Source organism: Paracoccaceae bacterium (genome assembly GCA_019454225.1).
In the GTDB taxonomy this organism is placed as follows: domain Bacteria; phylum Pseudomonadota; class Alphaproteobacteria; order Rhodobacterales; family Rhodobacteraceae.
In genome coordinates, this window is sequence record CP075370.1 from 1,725,849 (window position 1) to 1,742,042 (window position 16,194).

Consider the following 16,194-nt stretch of genomic DNA (forward strand, 5'->3'; position numbering starts at 1 on the left):
TCACGCAAGCACGGACATGCAAGCATTATCTGGGGCAGACGCATGCCGAAACTCGGGATGGAGCCTATCCGAAAGGCCGCGCTCGTCAAAGCCACGATCGTGGAGATCGGCCGCACCGGCAGCCTTGATGTGACCGTCGGCCAGATTGCACGGCGTGCCGGCATGTCGACGGCGCTTGCGCATCACTATTTTGGCGGGAAAGAGGCGATGTTCCTGGCTGCCATGCGGCATGTGCTGACGCTCTATGGTGCCGAGGTGCGCGGCGCCCTGGCGATGGCCCGCACGCCACAGGCCCGACTGGATGCCATTCTCGCGGCGTCGTTCAGCCCGGCCAACTTCCGGCGCGAAGTGGTGGGGGCCTGGCTCAACTTCTATGTGCTGGCGCAGTCGGTGCCCGAGGCGAAGCGGTTGCTTGCGATCTATCAGCGTCGGCTGCGATCGAACCTGCTGCATTGCCTGCGCCCGCTGGTTGACGCGCGTGCCGGTGCCCTGGCGGATGGGCTGGGGGCGCTGATCGACGGCGTCTATCTGCGCGAGGTCCTGAAGGATGGGGCGCCGGATGCCGGTGCGGCGGTGGCTACGGCACGGGCCTATCTGGCCGCGCATCTGGGGGGTGGACGATGATTGCACAGCCAAAGGCCAGCCATCACGTTGACGGGGCCTGGGCGGAGGACACCGCGGGCGCGGTCCTGCCCGTGCTGAATCCCGCGACAGGCGCCGAGATCGCCCGCCTGCATGAGGCAACACCGGCGATCACCGACGCGGCGCTTGCCGCCGCGGTGGCGGCGCAGCCCGCCTGGGCCGCAACGCGGCCTGTCGAACGTGCCCGCATCCTGCGGCGCGCCGCAGATATCCTCCGCGCGCGGGGCGAAGACCTCGCGCGGCTCGAAACGCTCGATACCGGCAAGCCGATACAGGAAACCCGCGTGGCGGACTGGCCCTCGGGTGCCGATGCGCTCGAGTTCTTCGCGGGGCTTGCGCCCACGGTCACCGGCCAGACCATCCCGCTGGGTGCCGATTTCGCCTATACGCTGCGAGAGCCGTTGGGCGTTTGCGTGGGGATCGGGGCGTGGAACTATCCCAGCCAGATCGCCTGCTGGAAGGCGGCGCCGGCTTTGGCACTTGGCAACGCCATGGTGTTCAAGCCGTCCGAAGTAACGCCGCTGGGCGCCCTGCAACTGGCCGAGGTCCTGGCCGAGGCGGGATTGCCGCCGGGTCTGTTCAGCGTCGTGCAGGGGGGCCGCGATGTGGGTGCCCGCCTGGTGAATGATCCGCGCGTGGCCAAGGTCTCGCTGACCGGTTCGGTGCCGACGGGGCGACGGGTCTATGCCATGGCTGCCGAGGGGATCAAGGCGGTGACGATGGAACTTGGCGGCAAGTCACCGCTGATCGTCTTTCCCGATGCCGATCTCGACGGCGCTGTGGGTGCCGCGATGATGGGCAACTTCTATTCCGCCGGGCAGGTCTGTTCGAACGGCACGCGGGTTTTCGTGCACCGGGATGTGCGTGAGGATTTCCTGAACCGCCTTGCCCTGCGGACGCGCGCGATGCGCATGGGCGACCCGCTGGATGATGACACACAGATCGGTCCCCTGGTCAGTGAGGTGCAGCATGGCAAGGTGATGTCCTACATCGCGCAGGCCCGGGCCGAGGGTGCGCGTCTGGTCTGCGGCGGCGGCAGCCCGGGTGGACTTTTCGTCGAACCCACGGTGTTTGCCGACGTCACCGACACCATGACCATCGCGCGCGAAGAGGTCTTCGGGCCGGTCATGGCGGTGCTTGACTTCGTGGACGAGGCCGAGGTGATCGCCCGCGCCAATGGCAGCGAATTCGGTCTTGCGGCCGGGGTGTTCACCGCCGATCTGGCCCGCGCGCACCGGGTGATCGCCCGGTTGCAGGCGGGGACCTGCTGGATCAATTCCTACAACCTGACCCCGGTCGAGATGCCCTTCGGCGGGGTCAAGTCCAGCGGAGTGGGACGTGAGAACGGGAATGCGGCGGTCGAGCACTATACCCGCGTCAAGTCGGTCTATGTGGGCATGCAGGCGATCGAGGCACCCTACTGATGACGGCCGATGTGGTGATCGTCGGGGCAGGGTCGGCGGGCTGTGCCATGGCCTTCCGGCTGGGCGAGGCGGGGCTTCGGGTGACCGTGATCGAGCATGGCGGGTCCGACGCCGGGCCGTTCATCCAGATGCCCGCCGCGCTGTCCTATCCGATGAACATGTCGATCTATGACTGGGGGCTCAAGTCGGAACCGGAGCCGCATCTGGGCGGGCGGGTTCTGGCCACGCCGCGCGGCAAGGTGCTGGGCGGGTCGTCCAGCATCAACGGCATGGTCTATGTCCGCGGCCATGCACGCGATTTCGATCACTGGGCCGAGGCGGGCGCGACCGGCTGGTCGCATGCCGACGTTCTGCCCTACTTCCGGCGGATGGAGAACTGGCACGGCCATGCCGACGGGGGCGATCCTGCGTGGCGCGGCAGCGACGGGCCGCTGCACATCACCCGCGGGCCGCGCAGCAACCCGCTTTTTGCCGCCTTCATCGAGGCTGGCCGCCAGGCGGGCTATCCGGTGACACCCGACTACAACGGCGCCCAGCAGGAGGGTTTTGGCCCGATGGAGGCGACGATCTGGCAGGGGCGCCGCTGGTCGGCCGCCAATGCCTATCTTCGCCCTGCGATGACGCGCGGCAATGTGCAGGTGGTGCGGGCGCTTGCGCGGCGCGTGGTGATCGAAGGCGGCCGTGCAACCGGGGTCGAGGTGCGGCGCGCCGGACGGATCGAGGTGATTCCCGCCGCGCGCGAGGTGGTTCTGGCGGCATCCTCGATCAACTCGCCAAAGATCCTGATGCTCTCGGGCATCGGACCGGGCGCGCATCTGCGCGATCACGGGATCGCGGTGACCGCCGATCGACCGGGGGTCGGGGCGAACCTGCAGGACCATCTGGAGGTCTACATGCAGTTCGCGGCGCAAAAGCCTGTAACACTTTACAAATACTGGAATCTGCTTGGCAAGGGCGTGATCGGGGCGCAGTGGCTGTTCACCCGAAAGGGCCTTGGCGCCTCGAACCAGTTCGAGGCCTGCGGGTTCATCCGCTCGGCTGCGGGAATCGACTATCCCGACATCCAGTTTCATTTCCTGCCGATTGCCGTGCGCTATGACGGCAAGGCCGCTGCCGCGGGGCATGGGTTTCAGGCCCATGTGGGACCGATGCGATCGAAGTCCCGCGGTGCCGTGACGCTCCGATCATCCGACCCGGAAGCAGCGCCGGTGATCCGATTCAACTACATGTCCCATCCCGATGACTGGAGCGAGTTTCGTTCCTGTGTAAGGCTTTGCCGAGAAATCTTCACACAACCAGCGATGGCGGAGCATGTCCGGCACGAGATCCAGCCGGGTGCGGCGATGCAGACCGATGCCGAGATCGACGCCTTCATCCGTGACCATGCCGAAAGCGCCTATCACCCCTGCGGGACCGCCCGCATGGGACGGCGTGACGATCCGATGGCGGTGGTCGACCCCGAAGGCCGGGTGATCGGTGTCGACCGCCTGCGCGTGGCCGACAGTTCGGTTTTCCCCCGCGTGACCAACGGCAACCTGAACGCACCCTCGATCATGGTCGGCGAGAAGATGGCCGATCACCTGCTGGGCCGTGTGCCGCTTGCCCCGATGAACCTGGAGCCATGGATGCATCCCGACTGGCGCAACGCCCAGAGGTAGCGATTGATCCATCTCAAGGCGCGCCCGCGTCGACCGCGCAATGCTCGTGGTGACAGAACCGACGGAGGCACCGATGTCGCATACGGCCCACGAACTTGCCGAAGAGTTTCCCGACCGGGCTGAACGCCTTCATGACCTGAAGCTCAGCGACCCGCATTTTGCGCGACTGGTCGAGGAGTATCACGAGGTCAATCGCGCCGTGCACCGGGCGGAGACCCGGCTCGACACGATCCCCGAAGCGGCGGAGGTGGCGCTGCGACAGCGCCGGGTGCGGCTGAAAGATCAGATATCGCGCATGCTTGCGGGCTGATCCTCAGCCGATGTCATAGGGCAGGGTCCCGCGTCTGTCGGGGTCGACCCGCAATCGCCGCTCCAGCGGGGGCACGGACCGCTGGTGGCAGCCCGGGCGCTCGCAGATGCGGCAGGATATGCCGATGGGTTCGAAACGGCCCCGCAGATCCATTCCGTCGGCATAGACAAGCCGTCCGGCATGCGCGATCTCGCAGCCCAGGCCGATGGCATAGCGGCGGACCGGCGCACCCCAGGCACCCGCCGGCTTCGACACGTCGCGCGCCAGGCAGAGGTACCGCACGCCGTCGGGGGTCTCGGCCAGTTGGCGCAGGAACCGCCCGGGCGTCTCGAAGGCCTGATGGACGTTCCAGAGCGGGCAGGCGCCGCCAAAGCGGGCGAACTGCAGCCGCGTCGCGGAGTGCCGCTTGGTGATGGTGCCGGCCTGATCGACCCGCACGAAGAAGAAAGGTACCCCCTTCGCGCCCGGGCGCTGCAGCGTGGACAGCCGGTGCGCCACCTGTTCGATCGAGGCGCCAAAGGCATCGGCCAGCCGTTCGAGATCGTGCCGCGTCTCCTCGGCGGCCTCCTGGAAGCGGCGGTAGGGCATCAGCGCCGCACCGGCGAAGTAGTTCGCCAGGCCGATGCGCGCGATGGCGCGGGCCTCGTCCGAGCGGAACTGGGCCAGGTCGAGGGTCGCCTCGATCAGCGGGGCCTGCGTGGCAAGCGCCACCTGATGCAGCAACTGGAACGCGCGTGTTGCCGGGTGCGCCCGTGCCGGAAGATGCAGGCGACGTGTGCGCGGGTCGTAGTCGCGCAGCAAGGAAATATCGGAAAAATGTATCTCGACACCCAGGCCGGAAAGGCATTCCTTCGCGAGCAGAAGTATTTCGGGTGAGGAGGTTGCTGCCGCGCCCCAATGTTCCGCCGCCCGGTCGATGGCATCGATATAATTGTCGCAGTAGTGAAAGAAGTCGCGCACCTCATCCCATGGCGATGGTCGGAGCGTGGCCTCATCGCGACCAAGCGCCTCATCCAGTGACGCCAGCCTCTCATGTGTCTGCCGATAGGCGCGATGCAGGTCGATCACGGCGCGGGCAAGTGCCGGCGCGTTGGCGGCCACAAGGCGCAGATCGGCCACCGGCGTGATCGCGCCGCCCAGAACCGGATCGGACAGCGCCTCGCGCAGATCGGCGGCCATCCGCTCGGCATCGCCGGTGGACAGGGTTGCCACGTCCTGCCCGAAATCCTTGGCCAGCGAAAGGAGCACGGCCGCCGATACCGGACGGTGATTGTGCTCCATCTGGTTCAGATAGGGCAGCGATATGCCGAGCCGTTCGGCAAAGGCCGTCTGGCTGAGCCCGAGACGCGTGCGAAGTTCGCGCAGCCGCGTGCCGGCGTAGATTTTCTGGACCGCCATCGACACCTCCCTTTGCAAGCGCAGCGTTGGCTTTGCAAAGTGTTCGGGTCAAGCCATCAAGGCGCCGCGCCCACAGCCCGTGCCCGCGCAATGACCCAGAGGATGCACGGCAGCGAAGCCGCTGACGACAGCAGCATCAGCATGATCAGCGGCATGGCGCCGTCACCGACGGCCAGCAAGATGCCCGCCAGCGCGGAAAGCGCCGCGCCGAAGCCGATGATCAGCGCGCCACCGATCCCCGCCGCCGACCCCGCCAGCTGCGGACGCACCGACAGCATGCCGGCGTTCGCCGATGGCAGGAGGACTCCGTTGCCAAGGCCGACACTGATCATCAGCCCGAAGAACACCGGCGGTCCGGCGATGCCCGCTGCGGTCAGCGCGGCCGACAGGCCCAGGCCAGCGGTGGCGATGCAGGCGCCGGCCAGCACCATCCTGTTGACGCCGAACCGCACGGAATAGCGCCCCGACAGGCCATTGCCGATCATGTAGCCCACTGCCGGCGCCCCGAACCAGAGCCCGAGCTGGGCCGGGTTCATGCCGTAGACCACGCTGCCGACATAGGGGGCCCCCCCCAGGTAGGCAAAGAAGGCCCCCGAGGCAAAGCCCGCTGCAAGCGCATAGCCCCAGAACCGCTGAGACCGCAGAAGCTCGGGGTATTGCCGCGCCTGTTCGCGGAAGCTGGATGCGCGGCCGCGCGCCGTCTCGCCCAGGTCGGCCCAGATCAGCAGGCCGAGGCCGATGCCGCAGAGTGCGAGGATGGCAAAGGAGGCCTGCCACCCGAAGGCCGCGTCGAGCGCGCCGCCGAGGACTGGCCCCATCATCGGCACCACCGACATCCCCATCGTGACCCAGCCGATCATCGAGGCGGCCTGATCCTGCCCGACCATGTCGCGCACCACCGCGCGGGACAGCACGAACCCGGTTGCAATGATTGCCTGGATCATCCGGCAGGCAAGGAAGATGCCGAAGGCGGGCGCCAGCATCGCGCCCAGCGTCGCAGCCACGAAGGTGGCCGTGGCGGCCAGCATCACCGGGCGCCGTCCGAAGCGGTCGCTGATCGGCCCCACGAAGATCTGCAGCACGGCCGTCATGCCCAGATAGAGCGACACCGAAAGCTGCATCGTCGCATAGTCCACCCCGAAATGCGTCGCCATCGAGGGCAGCGACGGCAGGAAGACATTCAGCGAAAGGGCCGCGATGCCCGAGATCAGGACCAGCGTGACAAGATGCGGAGGGGTGCGTCGGTCAAGGAAGCGAGAGATGGGACGATCGGTCATTCCCTAGGCCCTAGACCGCGCGGCCGGCGCTGTCCACCGGCCCGGACGCACAGCGGACTATGCCCATTTGTGGAAGATGAAGAACGCCCCCGCCGCGATGAAGCCGAAGCCGACCAGATGGTTCCATGACAGCGGCTCCTTCAGGAACCATACCGAGAAGATGGCAAAGACGGTCAGGGTGATGACCTCCTGGATGGTCTTGAGTTCGGCGGCGCTGAAATGCCCGTGCCCGATACGGTTCGCGGGCACCTGGAGGACATACTCGAAGAACGCGATCCCCCAGCTGATCAGGATCACCGTGACCAGCGGAGCGGACTTGTATTTCAGATGGCCGTACCATGCGAAGGTCATGAAGACGTTTGAGGCCAGCAGGAGCCCGATGGTCAGGACGGGAACGGGAATGTTGGGCATGATGTCCGATGCGGTTGCGACCGCGCATCGCTGCCACAGGTGGAACCGATTGTCTCTGATTTGCTGATTTGCGATTATCTGATGATGATCTGCCAATAGTTTGCAAATTTTCCATCTTCCGCTTCCCGCGACGATCGCCCGGCCCTATGGTCGCGCGCAACACCGAGGGAGGTGGCGATGAAGGACATTCTGGATGAGCTTGACCGTCGGCGCGCGGATGCGCGGGCCGGGGGCGGCGCGCGACGGGTTGATGCACAGCATGCAAAGGGCAAGCTGACGGCGCGCGAGCGGATCGAATTGCTGCTGGACGAGGGATCGTTCGAGGAATTCGACATGTTCGTCCGTCACCGCTGCACCGATTTCGGGATGGAGTCCGAGCGCCCCGCGGGCGATGGCGTGGTGACCGGCTGGGGCACCATCAACGGCCGGATCGCCTATGTCTTTTCGCAGGACTTCACCGTCTTCGGCGGCTCGCTGTCCGAGACGCATGCACGGAAGATCTGCAAGATCATGGACATGGCGATGCAGAACGGCGCCCCGGTGATCGGCATCAACGACTCGGGCGGCGCCCGCATCCAGGAGGGCGTGGCCTCGCTCGCAGGCTATGCCGACGTGTTCCAGCGCAACATCATGGCTTCCGGCGTGGTGCCGCAGATCAGCCTGATCATGGGGCCCTGCGCGGGCGGGGCGGTCTACTCCCCCGCGATGACGGACTTCATCTTCATGGTCAAGGACACCTCTTACATGTTCGTGACCGGGCCCGACGTCGTGAAGACCGTGACGAACGAGGTGGTGACGGCCGAGGAACTGGGCGGTGCCTCGACCCACACGCGGAAGTCGAGCGTGGCAGACGGCGCCTATGAGAACGACGTCGAGGCACTGGCCGAAACCCGGCGCCTGTTTGATTTCCTGCCACTGAACAACCGCCAGAAGGCGCCGGTGCGGCCGTTCTTCGACGCACCCGACCGGCTGGAGCCCAGCCTTGACAGCCTGATCCCCGCCAACCCGAACCAGCCCTACGACATGCGCGAGCTGATCCTGAAGGTTGCCGACGAGGGTGATTTCTTCGAGATCCAGCGTGACTTCGCGGGCAACATCATCACCGGGTTCATCCGGCTGGAGGGCCAGTCGGTCGGCGTGGTGGCGAACCAGCCGATGGTGCTGGCGGGGTGTCTGGACATCGACGCCAGCCGCAAGGCCGCGCGGTTCGTCCGGTTCTGCGACGCCTTCGAGATCCCGATCCTCACCTTCGTCGATGTGCCGGGGTTCCTGCCGGGGACGGGGCAGGAGTATGGTGGCGTCATCAAGCATGGCGCCAAGCTGCTGTTCGCCTATGGCGAGGCGACGGTGCCGAAGGTGACCGTGATCACCCGCAAGGCCTATGGCGGTGCCTATGACGTGATGGCGTCGAAGCATCTGAGGGGCGACTTCAACTATGCTTGGCCGACGGCGGAAATCGCGGTGATGGGCGCCAAGGGTGCCGTGGAAATCCTGTATCGCAGCGAACTGGCCGACAAGGACAAGATCGCGGCGCGCACCAAGGACTATGAGGGGCGCTTTGCAAACCCGTTCGTCGCCGCCGAAAAGGGCTTCATCGACGAGGTGATCATGCCGCATTCGACACGGCGACGGGTGGCGCGGGCATTTGCCAGCCTGCGCAACAAGAGCCTGACAAACCCGTGGAAAAAGCACGATAACATTCCCCTGTAATCCGGCCTTCGCCGGGCAAAGGGAGACCAAGGTGACACTGACCCCCGACATTGCGGCCGAAGCCGCCGATCCTGCCGTGCGGAACCTGGCGCTTTCGGCGCTTGCCGATGACGATCTGGTCAACCTCATCCTGCAGCGGTCCGAGGTGATGTTCGATCGTCCGCGCTCGGGCCAGGTCATCCGGGCCTGGGAGGCGGGTGACGATGCCCCGATGCGTGCCGAAGTCGCCCGCCTGGGGGCCGAGATCGCCTATCGTGCCGCAGGCGTCATCCATGCCGAATACCGGGCCCTTGCACCGGTTCTGGCGGCGCGAAAGCCGCGCCGGGTCGCTGACATCGGGTGCGGCTATGCGTTCTTCGACCTTTTCCTCGCGCGGGAACACGGCGCGCGCCTGTTGCTGATCGACCTGGAATCCAACGAACGGCGGCACTTCGGCTTCAAGGCCGAGGGCGCGGCGTATGCGTCGCTGTCGGTGGCACGCCGCATTCTGGAGGACAACGGCATTGCGCCGGACATGATCGAGACGCTGAACCCCCGCGACCGCGCGCCCGAGACAGCCGGGCCGGTCGATCTGGCGGTGTCGTTCCTGTCCTGCGGCTTCCACTATCCGGTTGACCTGTATCTGCCCTTTCTGCGTGACGCGCTTGAACCCGGGGGGGCGGCAATCTTTGACCTGCGCGAGTCGACCGCGGCGGACCAGGCCGCGAAACTCGCGGCATTCGGGACGCTGACCGACCTGCCCGCGCCGCCCAAGGCGCGCCGCGTGATGGTGACCAAGGCATGACCGGCGGGCGGATACATCCGGTCCAGATGCGGCAGGGCAGCGCGGTCGCCGCGGATGACACGCCAATCCCCGTGCCCTCGGGGCAGTCGGTCACCCTGATCGAGGTGATCTGGGCCGAGCCAGGCCCCGAGGGCCTGACCTTCCGGTTCCGGTTCCTCGCGCCGCAGATCGCGCCGGGCGGTGGCATCACCTTCGATGCGGCCGTCGAGGACATGGCGTTCCTCTGCCAGGACTATGCCCTGCCGCGCCTGTCCGACATCGGTCCGGTTCCCGCACAGGTCATCGTGTCGCTGTCGGACCGTCCCGTGGTGTTCGGAGAGGCCGACCCCGAGGCGACACAGTTCTTCGAGGCCTATCGTGTCGAAGATGGCATCTGCATCTGGGAGGCTTTCTGATGTATCCACAAGATGTGGTCCGATCAGGCGTCCGGATGGTGCGGATTGATGTAGGTGCGCCACAACGGGCGGCCGGGGGCGATTGGCTATGTCCTTCGGCGCCCGTCCAAGGTATTGTTTCCGCTGACCGATCCCAAGCGGTCAATGCCTCGCATCGGGGGGGCCGGGGGAAACGATCCCCGGAGCCGCCGCAAGAACACAGGAGTGAAAAAGGATGCCGAGCAGCACCCGCGCCATTCTGGCGCTCGTCTTCGTGGCCGTCGCAGCCGCCTGCGCGCCCAAGAAGGAAGAAGTCGTCTACGTCGATCAGCCGGTCACGACCGAACCGGTCTACACCGGCAAGTACAAGTGATCCATTCGGGCGGGCCGCGTCGGAACTGACACGGCCCGCCTGCTCCCGCCGCCCCGGACCGGGGGGTGTGCGATGATCAAGCACCGCGGCTTTCCCGGCCGCCTTCCCGGCAGCGATTTCCAGTTCGTCATCCGCCGCGCCAACCACAAGGATGGCGTGACACGCATTGTCCGCCGCGAGCGCTACAAGGATCGCAAGGCGGTCGACCGGCGGGCGGACGAGGCGTTCATGGCGGCGCTCTGGAACCATTTCGGCGAAGAACCCTTCGTGCGCGGCAATCTGGACGCCGGTCGCCTGTCCTGGCTTTTCGGACGCGAGGTGGTGCCCGCCGAAGACCCGTTCGATCCCGAGAGCTATGACGCGATGATGCGCATCGACGTCGCGCGGGCGATGGCCGCGTTTCCGCAGGTCTTTGCACCCGATGCGGCGACACCCGCAGCGGATGCGGATGACGACGGGGACTGGGCATGAACCTGCCGACCGCCCGTCCCGATCGGCAGGAACCGGCGCAGGCCCCGCAGCGGCGCGGTCATCGGGGCTATGCAGGCCGCGCACTGCGGGTGCAGCATGACGCGGCGCAGCGGGTGTGGCCCGTGTTCGGTTCCGTCTGCGCGGTTACCCCTTCCCCGAACTGCCGGCCCGGTTTCCCCCAGACCGGGCCGGACCTTTCGGACGGCGGCGCGGGGCGGTGCGATTCGGCGGAAATCCGCGCCGGACGGGAATTGTCATTTTCAGACGCGCGGCTTGCGGTATATTGCGGGAATACAAAACACTCGCAAAGAGGCCGAGCACAATGCGTAAATCCCTTCTTCTCGCCGTCCTGGCGTCCATGGCGCTTGCCGGATGCATGTCTTCCCCCACCGAGCGGGCGCTTGGCGGTGCCGCCGCGGGCGCGATCATTGCCGATGCCACAAAGGGCGACGTGCTTACCGGTGCGCTCCTCGGCGGGGCCGCAGGTGCGGTGTCCTGCGGCATTCCGGGGCTGCCGCGCTGCTACTGACCTGACCGGCGCCATTGCGGCGCCTCAATCGCACGAAGGACCGTCCGGGCTGACCGCCCGGGCGGTCCTTTGCGTTTCGCCGGGCGCTGTCCGGCCTGTATCCAGGGACCCTTCATGTTCGACAAGATCCTGATCGCCAACCGTGGCGAGATCGCCTGCCGTGTCATCAAGACTGCCCGCAAGATGGGAATTGCAACGGTCGCCGTCTATTCCGACGCCGACCGCGAGGCGCTGCATGTGCGAATGGCCGACGAGGCCGTGCACATCGGCCCGCCGCCTGCCGCGCAATCCTACATCGTGATCGACAGGATCATGGAGGCGATCAGGGCGACCGGTGCACAGGCGGTTCATCCGGGCTACGGGTTCCTGTCCGAGAACCGCGCCTTCGCGGCGGCGCTGGAAGCGGAGGGTGTGGTGTTCATCGGCCCCCCTTCGCCGGCGATCGAGGCGATGGGCGACAAGATCACCTCGAAGAAGATCGCCCAGGGCGCCGGGGTGAGCACCGTCCCGGGCTACATGGGCCTGATCGCGGATGCCGAGGAGGCCGTCCGCATTTCGGGCCAGATCGGCTATCCGGTGATGATCAAGGCCAGCGCGGGCGGCGGCGGCAAGGGCATGCGGATCGCTTGGAACGAGGGCGAGGTGGCCGAAGGCTTCCAGTCCTCGAAGAACGAGGCGGCGGCGAGCTTTGGCGACGACCGCATCTTCATCGAGAAGTTCGTGACCCAGCCCCGTCACATCGAAATCCAGGTGCTGGCCGACAAACATGGCAATTGCGTCTACCTGCATGAGCGCGAATGCTCGATCCAGCGGCGGAACCAGAAGGTGATCGAGGAGGCGCCGAGCCCCTTCCTCGACGAAGCCACGCGCAGGGCCATGGGCGAACAGGCCTGCGCCCTCGCCAGGGCCGTGGGCTATACCAGCGCGGGCACGGTGGAATTCATCGTCGACGGCAACCGGAACTTCTACTTTCTGGAAATGAACACCCGCCTTCAGGTGGAACACCCCGTGACCGAACTGATCACCGGTGTGGACCTTGTCGAACAGATGATCCACGTGGCGAATGGCGAACCCCTGCCATTCCGCCAGGAGGACCTGAAGATCAACGGCTGGGCGATGGAAAGCCGCCTCTATGCCGAGGATCCCTATCGCAACTTCCTGCCCTCGATCGGGCGCCTGACCCGCTATCGCCCCCCTGCCGAGGGAACCACCGAACGGGGCGGCATCGTGCGCAACGATACCGGCGTCTATGAGGGCGGCGAAATCAGCATGTACTACGACCCGATGATCGCCAAGCTTTGCACCTGGGCGCCGTCGCGTGCCGAGGCGATCCAGGAAATGCGCCTGGCGCTCGACACGTTCGAGGTCGAAGGCATCGGTCACAACCTGCCCTTCGTGGGCGCGGTGATGGATCATCCGCGCTTCGTGTCGGGCAACATCACGACGGCCTTCATTGCCGAGGAGTATCCCGACGGGTTTCAGGGCACGCGGCTCGATCCGGCCACGCTGCAACGGGTCGCGGCGGCGGCCGCCGCCATGCATCGGGTTGCAGAGATCCGGCGCACCCGCATCTCCGGCACGATGGACAACCATCAGCGCCGCGTTGGCGATGACTGGGTGGTCAGCATCCAGGGCGAGAAGCGACCTGTCAGGATCGCCGCCGACCGGGCAGGTTCGACCGTGACCTTCGACGATGGCACATCCCACCGCGTCGAAAGCGGCTGGACGCCGGGCCAGCCGCTCGCACGGCTCACGGTCGACGGGGCGCCGCTGGTCATGAAGGTCGCCAAGGTGCCCATGGGGTTCCGGCTGCGGCTGCGCGGCGCCGATCTCAAGGTTCTGGTGCAGACCCCGCGCCAGGCGGAACTCGCGGCGCTGATGCCGGAAAAGGCGCCGCCCGATACGTCGAAATACCTGCTCTGCCCGATGCCGGGCCTGGTCGTGAAGCTCAGCGTGGCCGAAGGCGACGAGGTGCAGGAAGGCCAGGCCCTGGCGACGGTCGAGGCGATGAAGATGGAGAACATCCTGCGGGCCGAGCGCCGGGGGAGGGTCAAGCGCATTGCCGCCATGGCCGGCGCCAGCCTCAAGGTGGACGACGTGATCATGGAGTTCGAGTGATGGGCTACCGCCCGCTGGGATACCGCTCGAGCATCTCCTGCCGCCGCATCGGCCATTTGTCGATGGCGCGCGAGATCTCCCGCACATCCCAGGGCAGCGGCTTGCGCAGCGTCGTCACGCCGTCCTTGTCCATCAGGACCAGACCGAAGCCCCGTGGCCGGAACCGCGTGCGGAAATATCCCATGGCGACCGGATCGGTGTCGGTGATCACGATCACGTCGCGTTCGGCCAGGGCGTCGATGTCGCGCTCGATCAGTTCCATCTGGCGGATGAAGTTGGGATCGCTCGGACTGTCGGCAAAGACCAGCACGGGGCGGCGCAGCCACTGGAACTCGGCGAGTGTCGCGCCTGCGGCGTCGATGATCATGGCCCGTTCGGCAGGCGCCCCTGCGGACTCTGTGGCGACAGGCGCGGCGACCTCCTGCGCGGCAGCGGCGGCGGCCGGAAGAAAGACCGACAGAACAAGGATGTGAAGCGGTTTCATGCGGGTCCCTCCACCTTCGATATAGGGCAGGGACGGCAGAATCCAAAGCGGTTGAAGGATGTGTGCGATGACCGAAGATCTGGCTGCCTGGCGCGCGCTTGCCGCCAAGGAGTTGCGTGGGCGCGATCCCGACGCCCTGACCTGGCAGACGCTGGAAGGCATTCATGTCAAGCCGCTCTATACGGCGGCCGATACGGATGCGCTTTCGCATATGGGCAGCCTGCCGGGGCTTGCCCCCTTCACGCGCGGCGTCCGGGCCACGATGTATGCGGGCCGTCCCTGGACGATCCGGCAATACGCCGGCTTTTCCACCGCAGAGGAATCGAACGCCTTCTACCGCAAGGCCCTTGCCGCAGGACAGCAGGGTGTCAGCGTCGCCTTCGATCTGGCCACGCACCGCGGCTATGACAGCGACCACCCCCGCGTGCTGGGCGATGTCGGCAAGGCGGGCGTGGCCATTGACAGCGTCGAAGACATGAAGGTGCTGTTCGATGGCATCCCGCTGGAAAAGATCAGCGTTTCCATGACGATGAACGGTGCGGTGATCCCCGTTCTGGCAAACTTCATCGTCACCGGCGAAGAACAGGGCGTGCCACGCGCCGCGCTGTCGGGGACCATCCAGAACGACATCCTGAAAGAGTTCATGGTGCGGAACACCTACATCTTTCCGCCGGAACCCTCGATGCGGATCATCGCGGACATCATCGAATACACCGCGCGCGAGATGCCGAAGTTCAACTCGATCTCGATCTCCGGCTATCACATGCAGGAGGCCGGCGCGAACCTGGTGCAGGAACTGGCCTTCACCCTGGCGGACGGGCGCGAGTATGTCCGTGCCGCCCTTGCGCGCGGCATGGATGTGGATGCCTTCGCCGGCCGTCTGTCCTTCTTCTTCGCCATCGGCATGAACTTCTTCATGGAGGCGGCCAAGCTGCGCGCGGCGCGTCTGCTGTGGCACCGCATCATGACGGGCTTTGGCGCGAAGAAGCCGGAATCGCTGATGCTGCGCACCCACTGCCAGACCTCGGGCGTGTCGCTTCAGGAACAGGATCCGATGAACAACATCGTGCGCACCGCCTATGAAGCGCTTGCCGCGGCCCTGGGTGGCACGCAGTCGCTGCACACCAATTCGTTCGACGAGGCGATCGCGCTGCCGACCGAGTTCTCGGCCCGCATCGCGCGGAACACCCAGCTGATCCTGCAGGAGGAAACCGGCGTGACGCGGGTCGTCGACCCGCTCGCCGGCAGCTACTATGTCGAAAGCCTGACCGCGGAACTGGCCGAACAGGCCTGGACCCTGATGGAAGAGGTCGAGGCGATGGGCGGCATGACGAAGGCGGTCGCCTCCGGCATGCCCAAGCTGCGGATCGAGGAAAGCGCCGCCCGCAGGCAGGCCATGATCGATCGGGGAGAAGAGGTCATCGTGGGTGTGAACAAGTACCGTCTGGCCAAGGAAGACCCCATCGACATCCTCGATATCGACAACGTCGCGGTGCGCGAGGCGCAGGTTGCGCGGCTGAAGGCGACGCGCGACGCGCGCGACGGGGCGGCCTGCGACGCTGCGCTTGCGGAACTGGAACGCCGCGCGCGTGACGGTGGCAACCTTCTGGAGGCGGCAGTGGCGGCCGCACGCGCGCGGGCAACGGTGGGGGAAATCAGCATGGCTATGGAAAAGGTGTTCGGCCGTCACCGCGCCGAGGTCAAGACGCTGGCGGGTGTGTATGGCGCGGCCTATGAGGGCGACGCTGACTTCGCGGCGATCCAGAAGGATGTCGAGACCTTCGCCGAGGAAGAGGGGCGGCGCCCCCGGATGCTGGTGGTCAAGATGGGCCAGGACGGGCACGACCGCGGCGCCAAGGTGATCGCGACGGCCTTTGCCGACATCGGCTTTGACGTCGATGTGGGCCCCTTGTTCCAGACGCCCGAAGAAGCCGCGCAGGACGCGGTCGACAACGATGTGCATGTCGTGGGCATCAGTTCGCAGGCGGCGGGGCACAAGACCCTTGCGCCCAAGCTGATCGAGGCGCTGCGGGCGCAGGGGGCCGAGGATATTCTGGTGATCTGCGGCGGCGTCATTCCGCAGCAGGACTATGAATTCCTCAAGCTGGCCGGGGTAAGGGCGATCTTCGGCCCGGGCACCAACATCCCCGAGGCGGCGCGCGAGATCCTCGACCTGATCCGGGCGACGCGCCGCGCAGCCTGACCTCCGGGGCTTGACCCGGGGCTTCGCG

16 protein-coding genes are annotated in these 16,194 nt (G+C 66.4%); 12 read left to right on the top strand and 4 right to left on the bottom strand.

What is annotated here, in order from left to right; translation table 11 throughout:
• Positions 1–42 precede the first annotated feature (42 nt).
• The 4 genes from betI to KF887_08220 all read left to right on the top strand — a co-directional run bounded on the left by betI (position 43) and on the right by KF887_08220 (position 4,034).
• Positions 43–624 carry a transcriptional regulator BetI gene (gene betI, locus KF887_08205; protein QYK43065.1) on the top strand — a complete coding sequence of 194 codons (582 nt, stop codon included), beginning with the start codon at positions 43–45 and terminating at the stop codon, positions 622–624.
• Positions 621–2,066, top strand: a complete 1,446-nt coding sequence (betB, locus tag KF887_08210) for a betaine-aldehyde dehydrogenase (protein ID QYK43066.1) — start codon at positions 621–623, stop codon at positions 2,064–2,066. The genes betI and betB overlap by 4 nt, the downstream gene beginning before the upstream one ends.
• On the top strand, positions 2,066–3,724 hold the full coding sequence (betA, locus tag KF887_08215) for a choline dehydrogenase (protein QYK43067.1): 1,659 nt from the start codon (positions 2,066–2,068) through the stop codon (positions 3,722–3,724). Before betB ends, betA begins: the two co-directional genes overlap by 1 nt.
• A gap of 73 nt (positions 3,725–3,797) precedes the next feature.
• The gene (locus tag KF887_08220) at positions 3,798–4,034 is read left to right on the top strand and encodes a DUF465 domain-containing protein (protein QYK43068.1); all 237 of its coding nucleotides are present in this window, start codon (positions 3,798–3,800) and stop codon (positions 4,032–4,034) included.
• Between the two features lie 3 nt (positions 4,035–4,037).
• Here the strand turns inward: KF887_08220 and KF887_08225 are convergent, their stop codons facing one another.
• From KF887_08225 to KF887_08235, 3 genes are read right to left on the bottom strand one after another with little or no spacing between them, the layout of a single operon-like run.
• On the bottom strand, positions 4,038–5,432 hold the full coding sequence (locus KF887_08225) for a DUF2083 domain-containing protein (protein ID QYK43069.1): 1,395 nt from the start codon (positions 5,430–5,432) through the stop codon (positions 4,038–4,040).
• A gap of 56 nt (positions 5,433–5,488) precedes the next feature.
• Positions 5,489–6,709 carry a multidrug effflux MFS transporter gene (locus tag KF887_08230; GenBank protein QYK43070.1) on the bottom strand — a complete coding sequence of 407 codons (1,221 nt, stop codon included), beginning with the start codon at positions 6,707–6,709 and terminating at the stop codon, positions 5,489–5,491.
• Positions 6,710–6,766: 57 nt separating this feature from the next.
• Entirely contained in the window at positions 6,767–7,120 is a 354-nt protein-coding gene (locus KF887_08235) for a DMT family protein (protein QYK43071.1), read from the bottom strand.
• A 177-nt stretch (positions 7,121–7,297) separates the two neighbouring features.
• On the opposite strand from KF887_08235, the gene KF887_08240 reads away from it, so the two are divergent.
• The 7 genes from KF887_08240 (at position 7,298) to KF887_08270 (ending at position 13,479) form a co-directional block, all read left to right on the top strand.
• Positions 7,298–8,830: an acyl-CoA carboxylase subunit beta gene (locus tag KF887_08240; protein ID QYK43072.1), complete on the top strand. Its 1,533-nt coding sequence runs from the start codon at positions 7,298–7,300 to the stop codon at positions 8,828–8,830.
• Positions 8,831–8,861: 31 nt separating this feature from the next.
• On the top strand, positions 8,862–9,614 hold the full coding sequence (locus KF887_08245; GenBank protein QYK43073.1) for a class I SAM-dependent methyltransferase: 753 nt from the start codon (positions 8,862–8,864) through the stop codon (positions 9,612–9,614).
• A 26-nt stretch (positions 9,615–9,640) separates the two neighbouring features.
• Positions 9,641–10,009, top strand: coding sequence for an acetolactate synthase (locus tag KF887_08250; GenBank protein ID QYK43074.1), 369 nt, complete (start codon positions 9,641–9,643; stop codon positions 10,007–10,009).
• Positions 10,010–10,223: 214 nt separating this feature from the next.
• The gene (locus KF887_08255; protein ID QYK43075.1) at positions 10,224–10,361 is read left to right on the top strand and encodes a hypothetical protein; all 138 of its coding nucleotides are present in this window, start codon (positions 10,224–10,226) and stop codon (positions 10,359–10,361) included.
• Positions 10,362–10,433: 72 nt separating this feature from the next.
• Positions 10,434–10,832, top strand: a complete 399-nt coding sequence (locus KF887_08260) for a hypothetical protein (protein ID QYK43076.1) — start codon at positions 10,434–10,436, stop codon at positions 10,830–10,832.
• A 322-nt stretch (positions 10,833–11,154) separates the two neighbouring features.
• Positions 11,155–11,361 carry a hypothetical protein gene (locus KF887_08265; protein ID QYK43077.1) on the top strand — a complete coding sequence of 69 codons (207 nt, stop codon included), beginning with the start codon at positions 11,155–11,157 and terminating at the stop codon, positions 11,359–11,361.
• A gap of 114 nt (positions 11,362–11,475) precedes the next feature.
• On the top strand, positions 11,476–13,479 hold the full coding sequence (locus KF887_08270; GenBank protein QYK43078.1) for an acetyl/propionyl/methylcrotonyl-CoA carboxylase subunit alpha: 2,004 nt from the start codon (positions 11,476–11,478) through the stop codon (positions 13,477–13,479).
• Positions 13,480–13,483: 4 nt separating this feature from the next.
• On the opposite strand, the gene KF887_08275 is transcribed toward KF887_08270, so the two are convergent.
• On the bottom strand, positions 13,484–13,963 hold the full coding sequence (locus tag KF887_08275) for a DUF4174 domain-containing protein (protein ID QYK43079.1): 480 nt from the start codon (positions 13,961–13,963) through the stop codon (positions 13,484–13,486).
• A gap of 67 nt (positions 13,964–14,030) precedes the next feature.
• Between KF887_08275 and scpA the strand changes: the two genes are divergently transcribed.
• On the top strand, positions 14,031–16,166 hold the full coding sequence (gene scpA, locus KF887_08280; protein ID QYK43080.1) for a methylmalonyl-CoA mutase: 2,136 nt from the start codon (positions 14,031–14,033) through the stop codon (positions 16,164–16,166).
• The last annotated feature ends 28 nt before the right edge of the window (positions 16,167–16,194 follow it).